9 protein-coding genes and 3 pseudogenes are annotated in these 11,107 nt (G+C 68.5%); 5 read left to right on the plus strand and 7 right to left on the minus strand.

Annotation, left to right across the window (positions count from 1 at the left end; genetic code table 11):
- Nucleotides 1-618 precede the first annotated feature (618 nt).
- Nucleotides 619-1,865: pseudogene (locus ACGFYU_RS37690) on the plus strand (IS256 family transposase).
- An 800-nt stretch (nt 1,866-2,665) separates the two neighbouring features.
- On the opposite strand, the gene ACGFYU_RS37695 reads toward ACGFYU_RS37690, so the two are convergent.
- A complete protein-coding gene (locus tag ACGFYU_RS37695; protein WP_393831813.1) occupies nt 2,666-4,609 on the minus strand; it encodes a serine/threonine-protein kinase in 1,944 nt (647 codons plus the stop codon).
- An 811-nt stretch (nt 4,610-5,420) separates the two neighbouring features.
- Here ACGFYU_RS37695 and ACGFYU_RS37700 point away from each other — a divergent pair.
- From ACGFYU_RS37700 to ACGFYU_RS37715, 4 genes are all read left to right on the plus strand, one after another.
- Nucleotides 5,421-5,903: a hypothetical protein gene (locus tag ACGFYU_RS37700; protein WP_393831819.1), complete on the plus strand. Its 483-nt coding sequence runs from the start codon at nt 5,421-5,423 to the stop codon at nt 5,901-5,903.
- Between the two features lie 350 nt (nt 5,904-6,253).
- Entirely contained in the window at nt 6,254-6,853 is a 600-nt protein-coding gene (locus ACGFYU_RS37705; RefSeq protein ID WP_393831820.1) for a helicase associated domain-containing protein, read from the plus strand.
- A gap of 147 nt (nt 6,854-7,000) precedes the next feature.
- Nucleotides 7,001-7,648, plus strand: a complete 648-nt coding sequence (locus ACGFYU_RS37710; protein WP_393831814.1) for an HNH endonuclease family protein — start codon at nt 7,001-7,003, stop codon at nt 7,646-7,648.
- 495 nt (nt 7,649-8,143) lie between these two features.
- The gene (locus ACGFYU_RS37715; RefSeq protein ID WP_393831815.1) at nt 8,144-8,476 is read left to right on the plus strand and encodes a peptidase inhibitor family I36 protein; all 333 of its coding nucleotides are present in this window, start codon (nt 8,144-8,146) and stop codon (nt 8,474-8,476) included.
- 418 nt (nt 8,477-8,894) lie between these two features.
- Here the strand turns inward: ACGFYU_RS37715 and ACGFYU_RS37720 are convergent.
- The 6 genes and pseudogenes from ACGFYU_RS37720 to ACGFYU_RS37745 all read right to left on the minus strand — a co-directional run.
- Nucleotides 8,895-9,074: pseudogene (locus ACGFYU_RS37720) on the minus strand (IS6 family transposase); the annotation flags it as partial.
- Between the two features lie 43 nt (nt 9,075-9,117).
- A complete protein-coding gene (locus tag ACGFYU_RS37725; protein ID WP_393831821.1) occupies nt 9,118-9,417 on the minus strand; it encodes a hypothetical protein in 300 nt (99 codons plus the stop codon).
- Nucleotides 9,366-9,725, minus strand: coding sequence for a DUF998 domain-containing protein (locus tag ACGFYU_RS37730; protein WP_393831816.1), 360 nt, complete (start codon nt 9,723-9,725; stop codon nt 9,366-9,368). Before ACGFYU_RS37730 ends, ACGFYU_RS37725 begins: the two co-directional genes overlap by 52 nt.
- Nucleotides 9,726-10,097: 372 nt before the next feature.
- Nucleotides 10,098-10,229, minus strand: a complete 132-nt coding sequence (locus ACGFYU_RS37735) for a hypothetical protein (protein WP_393831817.1) — start codon at nt 10,227-10,229, stop codon at nt 10,098-10,100.
- 10 nt (nt 10,230-10,239) lie between these two features.
- On the minus strand, nt 10,240-10,653 hold the full coding sequence (locus ACGFYU_RS37740) for a CYTH domain-containing protein (RefSeq protein ID WP_393831818.1): 414 nt from the start codon (nt 10,651-10,653) through the stop codon (nt 10,240-10,242).
- A gap of 16 nt (nt 10,654-10,669) precedes the next feature.
- Nucleotides 10,670-11,107, minus strand: a pseudogene (locus tag ACGFYU_RS37745) (hypothetical protein); the annotation flags it as partial.

Consider the following 11,107-nt stretch of genomic DNA (forward strand, 5'->3'; position numbering starts at 1 on the left):
CTCGCTTCGCTCGGCGGGGCTCGGCTTCGCCGAGCCAGAGCCGGCCCTTCGGGCCGGTGTCCTGCGCTTCGCTTCGGACGGGTTCGGGTTCCGCTGCGCTCCACCCGAACGGCCCGCTCTGCGGGCCTGGATGACCCCGTTTCACGGGGTCCGAGCCTTCGGCTCGTTGGGGTGTCCGCTCCGCTCCCACCCCGGGCCCTTCCGGCTCCGCCTCCAGGGCCAGCCGCTCCGCGGGCGCCAGCAGCAGTGCGGCGCGGGCGTCTCCCGGCGTTGGGAGATCGTCCAACCCCATGGCCTCGCCATTCCATCTGGGAGGGCTCTGCCATCTCAGGTGTGGAGCCACGGCGGCGGTCAGGCGGGGCGGGTCTGTTCAGCGTGCGGCCCTCTGGGGACCTGGCCTTTCAGTACGACTGTCAGATGCCTCATGGAATCGGGAGCACACCCGATCATCACCACAGCGTCGCCGTCACGGCACTCGGCCACGGTTGCGTCCTGGGAAGTGGTGTAGGGGTTCAACCTGATCCGGGGGTTTGCTCCGGCGTCAGGGTGAGGCCCGCATAGACGAACGGCCACCGGCTGATCTTTCGAAGTGTCGAAGCCTCGAAGGAGATCAGCACGATGACCGCACCTGACAGTGTGCCCCTGCATGCCCTCGCCGAGAACAATCTCGCCGCGGCGAGTCCCGATCTGCTGCGCGCGATGATCAAGACGTTCGCCGACGCGCTCATGTCCGCGGAGGCCGACGCGCTCTGCAACGCCGAGTACGGGCAGGTCAGCGACGAACGCGTCAACCACCGCAACGGATATCGCCCGCGTGAGTGGGACACCCGCGCAGGGACCGTCGAGCTGGCCGTGCCCAAGCTGAGGCAGGGCAGCTACTTCCCGCACTGGCTCCTCGAGCGCCGCCGCCGGGCCGAACAGGCCCTGATCTCGGTGGTCGCCACCGCCTACCTCCTGGGCTTCTCCACCCGCCGGGTCGAGAAGCTTGCCGAGTCCCTCGGCGTCACCCAGCTGTCGAAGTCGCAGGTCAGCGCCATGGCCAAGCACCTGGACGAGCAGGTCGCAGCTTCCGCAACCGGCCGCTCGACGCCGGCCCGTACTCGTTCGTCTGGGTCGACGCGCTGACCCAGAAGGTCCGCGAAGGCGGCCGGATCGTCAACGTCCACGCGCTGATCGCGGTCGGCGTCAACGCCGACGGCCACCGCGAGATCCTCGGCCTGGACGTCGCCACCACCGAAGACGGCGCCGGCTGGCTCGCCTTCCTGCGCTCGCTGATCGCCCGCGGCCTCACCGGCGTCCAGCTCGTCGTCTCCGACGCCCATGCCGGCCTCGTGGACGCGATCGGAGCCACCCTGCCCGGCGCGTCCTGGCAGCGCTGCCGCACCCACTACGCGAGGAATCTGCTGAGCCAGGTCCCGAAATCGGCCCAGCCCTGGGTCGCCACGCTGCTGCGGACGGTCTTCGAACAGCCCGACACCGACGCGGTGAAAGCACAGATGCGGCACGTCCTGGACGCGCTGGAGGCCAAGTTCCCCAAAGCAGCAGCCCACTTGGACGCCGCCCAGCACGACCTGCTGGCCTTCGCGGCCTTCCCGCGCGAGATCTGGAAGCAGATCTGGTCGAACAACCCGCAGGAACGACTGAACAAGGAGATCCGCCGCCGCACCGACGTCGTCGGCATCTTCCCCGACCGCACCGCTGTCATCCGGCTCGTCGGCGCGGTCCTGGCCGAGCAGAACGACGAGTGGACCGAGGCCCGCCGCTACATGGGCCGCGAACTCCTCGCCAAGGCCCGCCTCCACCCGATCGAGTCAGAAACCGACGACACCGTCCTGCCCACCGCACTCACCGCACTCACCGCCTAGCCTCAAAGACGAGATCACCGAGTGGCCGTCGATACACCACTCCAGCGGACGTGACCCCGGACAGCTGGCCGTACGTCTGCCACTCAACGACGTGCGACTGCGCCATCGCCGCAGGCATGAAGGCATCACGCATGACAGCGATCCCGGGGGCATCTCCGCGTGCGCGGGGAGCAGTTCGACCCGCCGGTCGACGCCCTCACCTCCCGGGGGTCATCCCCGCGTGCGCGGGGAGCAGGCCGAGACGAGGTACACGTACCCCTTGCGCTTGGGGTCATCCCCGCGTGCGCGGGGAGCAGTCCATCATGTTCCTCATGCTCAGTTCGGGGCCCGGGTCATCCCCGCGTGCGCGGGGGAGCAGACTGGCTGAGCTGGGGGTTCTTCAGCGGCAGCAGCGGATTTTACTCACTTCTTCCGACTCAGACATGACGGACTAATCTGCACTATCCACTCCCGAAGCGTCGTCGCTTTGCTGCCTTGCTCCAGCCCCTGGCTGCCACCGACGGGGCAACAAGCCGTTGGTTCGGGCGGCGGTGGATCAGCGTCACACCCCCATGGTCGATCGGGGTCCACTTGTGGTCGTGGGTCTCGAAGGCGAAGCCTTGCTCGTCACATGAATGGTAACGGTGATGGCCTGTAGGGGAACTGGCTGACTACCTGAAGCCCGGGCACGCGGCGCACGGCATGCAACCCGGTCTTCAGGGCGTCCAGCGACTCCGCGCGGTGCCGCTATCGGGACGGTGGACATCCGTCGGCCCCGCCATGTGCGACGGCGCGGACGCCAGGTCAAGGGTCAGTCGTCCCTACGGTGAGCAGCTTCCGGCGGAGCTCCAGTACAGGAAGTCCTCGCCTCCGGGCCCGCCGAGGATCGCTACCGCGTACTTCGCGTGGACCCAGTCCTTGCGGGCGCGGGTTTCCTGGAGCACCTTCTGGCAGGCGACGGCGGACGCCGCTCCTCCCCAGGCCTGCCGCGTGGCCTGGTCCCACTCGGGCTTCTTCGCCCACACGTACATCGTCTGGCTGTTGGGGTCGAAGCCGACGCTCATGTTGTCGTTGCCGAGCCGGTTGGCGGGGCCGGTGCCGAGCGGGGTGTTCTGCCAGCGCGCGAAGATCGCCTTGGCCGTCTCTTCGGCGACGCGGATCTCGTCCGTGTCCTTGCTCGGGATCTGTGCCGTCTGGAGCCCCGTCTCGTTCGGCTGCCACCAGGAGTCCTGGCCTTCATCGATCACGGGCCTGTCGTGATGCGAGCTGGCGCAGGTGGTGTTGGTGAAGAAGTTGTCCTCCCACAGGATGCGTGGGTTGGCCTTGTCGCTGCTGTCGATGAGGACGAAGGAGTCGTAGGCCAGGCCGGGGTACATGCCACGCTCGCCCGTCGTCGAGCCGCCTTTGAACTGGCGCATGGACAGGCAGGTTCCTTTGGCGAGTTCGGTGATCCGGTGGCTGGCGAGAGCTTCTGCCTTGTCGTGAACGGCGACTTCCACGTACACCTCGCGGCGTGGCTCGTGGAATGTGGTGGTCACGTCCGAGTCGGGCAGGAGCCCCTCGGGGGCGCCCATGCCCCAGCCCAGGTCGTGATGGATGCCCCGCTCGACTTCGTTCTCCTGTTCGCCCTTGGCGCGGCGGGATTCCCTCCAGGTCGCGAGGGTGGCCTCGTTGCTGTCGGAGGTGCCGCTTGCGGTGCCGCTGCTAGGGGCGGTGGAGATGTCCTTGTCTGCCGGTGTCTGCTGACCGCCCGTCGGGGCGGCTCCGCCGCTCGCGCTGCTGGTAGGGGTCTGGGTGCTAGTGGAGGCTTTCGGGCCGTTGTTGTCGGGGAGCAGGGCGAGGGCGCCGCCCGTCAGGCTGCCGACGGCCACGGCCGCGCCGAGGATGAGCGCGGCCCTACGGGTGCGGGGCCGGGGCCCCGGTGCGTGCCAGGTGGGGTCGTCCAGGGTGGGCATGAGCCACTCCGTGGCAATGAGATCGCCTACCCTCGTCGGCGGTATGTCCGTTCCTACGGGAAGAACCTGGGTGGCCTGTGAGGCGAGGAGCAGTGAGCATTCGTCCGCCGCTTCGCCGGCGGTGATCCGAGACTCGGGGTCCTTGGCCAAGGCCCGTCTGATGAGGGGCAGGAGTTCTGCTGGGATTCCGTCGAGGTCGGGTTCGCCGGACATGACCCGGAACGCGACGACGTCGGGGGCTCCGGTGCCGAAGGGCGGACGGCCGGTGGCGGCGTAGGTGAGGAGGGCACCCCAGGCGAACATGTCCCCGGCCGGACCGGCGGTTCCGGTGCGGTAGTGCTCGGGGCTGATCCAGCCCGGAGTGCCGGTCATGACACCGGTCCTGGTGACGCTGGTGCCATCGGCGGCGTGCGCGATACCGAAGTCCAGCATCCGAGGTCCGGCGGGGCTGAGGATGATGTTCTGCGGCTTCACGTCCCGGTGAACCACACCGGCCCGGTGGATCGAGGCCAGGGCATGGGCCGTACCGGCCGCAAACGCGTACAGGGTGCCGCCGCTCAGCGGGCCTTGGGCGGCCAGGTGCTGGTTGAGGGTGGGGCCGGGGGCGTATTCGGTGGCCAGCCACGGGGTGTCCGCGTCCGGATCGGCCGCGAGCAGCGGCAATACGCACGGGCCCTGGACGCGGGCGGAGAGCTGCACCTCGCGACGGAACCGCGCCCGGAACTCAGCATCTTCGGCCTGTGCGGGATGGATGACCTTGACCGCAACGCGCAGGCCCGCATCGTCGAGGCCCGCGTGGACGGTTCCCATACCGCCCGAGCCGAGACGGCCGATGATCCGGTAGGGACCTATCCGTTTGGGATCGCCGGGCCGGACGGGCTGGACCCGCGGGCCCGTTCTGCTCGCACTCAGATGCGGGGCCGCAGACGATGACGTGACGGGCATGTAGTGGCTGGTTCCTTTGCTGGCTTCGTAGATGTTCGAGGGACCGGCCGGCGCCGCCGCGTGCGGACGGCGGGCGGGGCGGGCATCGAGCACCGTGATGATATGCACGGGACGGCATCAGCGCTGGCTCGTCCGCAGGTTGGATCGGGCATCGGGCACCGGGCACCGGGCACCGACCTCGTTCGGCTCGCGCTTGCACGCAGCAGATCGCCAAGCGTTGCCGTTCCCCTGTCGCCCGACATCTTCAGCAATGGGTGTCACACATGGCACCCGTCCCGGTACTAAGCAACAGCCATCCGAAGCCGGTGGCTGTGCGCTTCACTGGATGTACAGGGGAGGAGCCGGATGGAAGCCTCGTGGATAACCGCCGCGCTGTGCGTCGCGGCCTACGCGACCCGGTGCTTGATCGTGTGGTTCCGGGCTCGTCGGGACTCGGAGTCGGCCGTTTCTCAGCACCGTGCCGGAATGCAGATGGTCAAGGCTCTCCCGACTGGCAGTCGGGTGCGGATGCGTTCTGCTGCCGGGGACGAGGTCACGATCGAAGTCGGGCAGAAGGCCCCCCTGCGGGAGCGGGTTCCTCGTGGTGGATGACACGTCCCTGCCGCGGACGGGGCCGGCCACACAAATCAGATCCGGCCCGGGACCGCACGACTTCGCGGATGCCTACCGGCGTGAGATGCCGCTCCTGGCCCGCTTCGTCATGAAGCACGGAGCCAGCCCGCAGGAGGCAGCCGATGCCGCGCACGAGGCCTTCGCCACGGCCTATCCGCAATGGGACAGCATCCGCTTCCCGGCCCGCTGGCTGCGGACCGTGGCGGTACGGGTCTACTTCCGGGCCAAGTTGCGCGAAGACCTCCTCGGCCACCTGCCACCCCCACTGAACCAACCGGGAATCCGTATGCTTTCTTGGCCTCACCCGAACCACTTCCAACCGATCCACCGGGATCCGGCTGCGATGCAGCTCCGCGAACTCCGTTGGTGTGACATGAAGCGTGCAACGCGAGGCCCACAGGAAGACCAAGGAGGTACCCCGGCAGTACGAACGGTCACCGAGAAGGCAGGCTACAAAACCCACCTCCGCCCCCTCATCAAACCTCCGGGCTTCCTTTCTTGGCTCTCCGCCGCTCGTGATCCACGTCAGCAGAGCTCCAACCCCTAACTCCAGCAGCACACCCAACACAGCCGACCCCCTCAGCCCAATTCCTCCGCCTCGCAATCGAAACAGGCGAAACACGACTCCGCACTCCTCCCCGAGGAGGAGCCCTGGACCAGCAGCGAACAACAGCGGAGCACGAAGCCCGTGACCACAGCCTCTGTAGGACGCTTCGAACGTCGCCAGAGGGGACTACGGAATCGGGTGTGACTCAATCTTGAAAGCGGATGAACTCGGGAAACGAGGTCGAGCACCACACCTGGGGCAGCGACATGAGGCGTTGGCTTCTGTTCGTGAAACTGAGCGGAGAAACGACCTGGTCCGGCACGCTCGGTTGGGGTCATGGCTTGATCGCGGTGTCGCACCCGGGTGAAGCCGGTATACCGGATACACCTGGCCGTAAGCCCGCTCGCCGCGGTGCGGTACACACAGGCCAGCTCGCCGCCATCGATGAGGACTGGAACCCGAGCACGCTCGGGTGGACCGTCGACTGGCAGCGCCACTACGCCTACCTCGCCCAGCTCCTCGCCGACGGCGCCCGCCTGGCCGCGATCGTCCCCGGCGTGACCCGGCACGGCGAGGACATCGGACGGTGGCTCGACTCGCAACGGCGCCAGGACTGGGAGCGGCTGAACGAGGAGCAGCAGCGCCGGCTCGACGCCCTCGGCGTGAAGAAGGCCGTACGAGCCCGCACGAGAACGGCGAAGGCGCCCCTGACGTCCACATCGGGGCGGGCCGCAGCCGCCTTCCAGACCGGCATCCAAGCCCTGCAGCAGTTCCTGCAACGGCAAGGGCCAGACGCCGGGATGCCGAGACGCGGGCACATCGAGCAGCTCCCCGACGGCAGCTCACACCGGACCGGAATCTGGATCGCCAACCAGAAGCAGCGCCGCGACCGGCTCCACCCCGAGCAGCTGAGCGTGCTCGCCGAACTCGGCGTGGAGTGGGCTCGGTGACGTGTGCGGCCTGGCAGACGACACGTGCTCCACCTGACGGCTTGTTGCTCAGGCGCATCGTTCCTGCGGTGAATCTGCTCCTCCGGCAGAGTGAGAGCCCGTCCGTCGGGGCCGTTGTGGCGGCGGCCGCAGCTGTATCACCGGTTGGTGATCACAACCCTGTTCCGCGGCTTCGCCGCCACCGCCCTGGCCTTCGCCGTCCTCGCTCCCGCCTCACCGGCGCACGCCGATGAGTACACCCTCACGGAGGCCATCACCTCCCTGCCGATCGCGGAGGAGATCCGCGACGGCTACAAGCGCGAGCTGTACCCGCACTGGAAGGACGACGACAAGAACGGCTGCACCGCCCGCAACGACGTGCTGATCGCCGAGGCGATCGAGCCGCCGACGGTGGGTGCCGGCTGCACCCTCACCGGGGGCGTCTGGCACTCGTACTACGACGACGTCCTAGTCCAGGGCCCGGCCGGTGTGGACATCGACCACATGGTTCCGCTGGCCGAGGTCCACGACTCGGGCGGTTACGGCTGGACCACCGAGCGGCGTCGCCGGTACGCCAACGACCTGGGCTCGGACGTCACCCTCGTCGGTGTCACCGCCCGCTCGAACCGTCAGAAGAGCGACCAGGACCCGGCGACCTGGATGCCCGCGCCGGCCGTGCACTGCCGGTACATCGGTGAGTGGGTGGCCACCAAGCACCGATGGGGTCTCGCCGTCGACCAGGCCGAGCGTGAGGCGCTGCTGCGGTACGCGGCCGGCTGCCCGAACGCGGTGCTGGCCTACGAGCGGGCGGCCTGACACCGACAGACCGGTTCTCGGACCAGCCGCAGCGCGGGCCGTCACCATCCGGTGGCGGCCCGCGCTGCGGTGTGTCCGGGGCAGGGCCGGGCTCCCACGAAAGGGGTGAATCCGCCAGTTCCACCCCGCTCAGTGGGGTTCGGCGGCATCCTCGGCCGGGTCGTGCTCGTCTTCGGCGTCCCAGTAGTGCTGTCGAAAGACAATCGAGTAGGGGATGACCTGTGGTTTCCCCTACTCGTCAATCCATGAGGGCTGCGGGCCGGGGCAGTTCGGGTGCTGCGGTCACCCCCGCGAGCGAGACCCGGCTTCCGTTGTCCAGCACCCACTGCCCATCGCCAGGGCCGGGTGCGTGTCGGGCCGGCCCGCCACACGAGTGGTCATGTACACAGCAGAAACGATCAAGCTCGCGCCGCGGGCATACACCACGAGCTTCCTGTGGAACGTTGGTACTGCGCCCGCCGGAAAGGCCGGCGGGACAAGAGAACGGAGCGAGCCATGAGCGCGACCGCAGGGCTGCCCCCCGGTGTAGTAGTGATCAGCCCCCCTGAAGGGTCTCCCTGTCCGGAGAAGACGCTTGGCCTCTGGCGGCACTACAACCAGGGGGGCGAGGGATACGGAATCGGCGCCGGCCACAAGGTGGACCTCAGTCTTCTGCCCCTTCCCAACGGCGACAGCATGTCCAAGAACGTGTCGTCCTGGGAGAACCGCACGGACAGCAATGCGAAGCTGATCAGCAAGAACGCCACGCGCATCCTGAAGGCCGGCGACAAGCTCGAAGAGCCCAAGGAGCACAACGACACGGTGGAACGAGTCGAGTGGGAACTCTGACCCCAACCGACTGACGTGTGGGCCGGTCAGGCATCCACAGTGGCGCCCGCCCCACATCCGTTCGATCCGCCCCGGATTCACCCAGATGCGAAGCCCCGGTTTCGTGACAGTTTGAGAAGCCGTATCTCAACCGATCATGGAACGTGCAGGTCGAACGAGTTTTCCGCTCGGGTGATCTTCGGTCGGCCCGTGCATGAAGGCGGGGCCTCTTGGTAGCTCGGAGGTGCGAACCTCACCGAGCGGCTCAAGGAGGCCCCGTTGTCCTATGTGTACGCGGTCGCGCCCGTCGACTTCAACTCGTCCGCCGTGTCGTGCGATTGTCTCGCGCACGTGTACGGCAACGCGGCCGATCATCCGGAGCGGACGCCGCGCTATCCGTCGGACATGTCGGATGCGGAATGGGCGGCGGTCCGGCCGCTGCATAGGCCTGGCCGAACTTCAGACACCAGCGCCGGATGCTCTCGTACGAGACGACGACGCCCCGCTCAAGCATCAGCTCCTCCACCTCCCGGTAGCTGAGCGGGAAGCGGAAGTACAACCACACGCAGTGCGAAATGATCTCGGCCGGGTAGCGGCGGTTCGCGTACGACGGCACCACAGACGACACGAACGCCACCCCTCCCAGACGGACAACCCGAAGATCATCCCAGACCGCCACCGACAACGTGACAGTGCCGCGGGCCGGCGGTACTCGGTGTTCCGGGAGCCGACTCGTGGTGGGTCAGCGCCCTGACCAGTGCCACCGCCAGGAGGGCGAACCATGTTCCCACCAGGATCAGGTGCATCCGCTGCGGGACGCCGTGCCAGCCCGGCCCGCCGAACAGGGGACCGGCCGTGGCCACCGCAGTCACCAGGGCGCACGGCAGCAACCAGGGGCCCCAGCGGCGGATCAATGGCATTCCGGGGCGCTCGACCTTGGCCGCGGCGCTGAGCAGCGCCATGGAGGGATGGTGTCGGCCACCGAGAATGCGGCGAAGGCCACCAGTGCCCACCAGCCGATGGTTGCCAGGCGGCTTGGCAGCGTGCACCGCGCCAGCAGAGCCGCTGCCGTCACGAGCAGCGCACAGGCGACCTCGATCCCGCTGAACAGCCTCTGGAAGGGCTGACCGGCCGCGTAGAGCTCACTCACGTAGGAATGCCTGGGGTCCAGACCCGTGGGCAGGAGGAACTCCAGAAGCCAGCCGTTGTAGGCCACCGCTGCCGCGCCCAGCAGCACCGCGGCCCACAGCCTGCGTCGGCGTTCGCGCAAGAGCGGCTCCCTGTCGAATGAGGCCTTTACGGACCAGGGTTGCCCGGCCATCACGCTGCGGACACCCTCAACCCCCGCGCGTCACACTCCCGGGCGTCCGCGTCCAGCTCGTTGTCCAGCGAGATTCCGGCGCCCTCCCGGCGGCGTAGCCACCTGAAACACTGCCAAGCCCCAGGCAGGACAAAGGCCCCGGTATTCCGACGGACGGAATACCGGGGCCGAGGTTCAGGCCGGTCGTACTGCCCCAGAGCGCGCTGGGCACCAGCCCTACCCCGCACACCCATGTCGGCGCGGTCTGTAACCAACCGTAGTGGATCAGCCCCCGCCGGCTCCCCGGAACCGAAGGGGCCGCGTAGCCGAGCGCGGGGAGGGTCAGCCCGTCCGGCCGGCGCGCACCGCGTCGGTGTACAGCTCCCGGGTCAGATCAGCCTCCCCGATGCCGAGCCCGGCCAGGAAGGCCCGGACGTCCGCGAGCGCGCCGGGAAGGCCGTCCGCGTCGGTCATCGTCTCGACCTCAACGAACGTACCGTCGATCTCCGGGACCTGGACGACCGTGGCGAGCATCCGCCGGCCCCTCACGTCCACGTCGTAGTTCAGGCAGTGCGAACGCGATCACCGGGACGTAGCCCAGCCCGCGCACCACGGCGTGCGCCGCGTCCGCGCCCACGACTTCGGTCTCGTGCTCCGGCTTCGATCCTGAGGCAGCGTCCACTGCGGCACTCTTGTAGGTCAGGACCGTGCGCGCCGTGCCGTCTGCGGTCTCCACCGTGCGGATCCGCAGCTCGGCATCCCGGGCTTCCAGTGCCCGCTCGGCGGTGTCGTAGTAGGTGTCCCGGTAGATCTCCGGGCGGCCTGCGGTGAGCTTGTCGAGCAGCTGCACCAAGGCTTCGCGGTCCGGAACCCGGGCCTTCAGCTCTGCCTCGATCACTTGTACTTCCTCCCTCTCAGACCGTGCGCCGTGCGCCCGCGGCCATCGCGTCGAACATCCGCCGGTGCCCCCTGCACAGGGGGCCGTGCGCGGTGGCCACCACCTTGTAGGTGGCGGACTCGTGCCCCTCCCAGCCGGCATCGAACGCGCCGACGAACATCGTGTCGTCGGCGCGGATCAGGCGCCAGGTCGGCAGCATCGCGTACCGGAACACCGCCACGTCACACACCGCGGCCAACTCCCGGAGCCGGGCTTCTGCAAGGCGGATCCCGGCCGCAAGCGTCTCGGCCGATTCCCCGATCTCCGCCGCGCGCTGCGCGAGTGCGGGGGCGTCGGGGTCCAAGAGGAGGACTCGTACCGGTGCTGTCACGTTGTCGGTGGGGTGATCGTCTGGGGGCGTGAGGAAGCCGTTGGCGGCTGGTTGCTCAGGCTTCGGAGGGCACGCCGGCGGCGC

It is taken from the genome of Streptomyces sp. NPDC048337 (assembly GCF_043201175.1).
GTDB lineage: Bacteria > Actinomycetota > Actinomycetes > Streptomycetales > Streptomycetaceae > Streptomyces.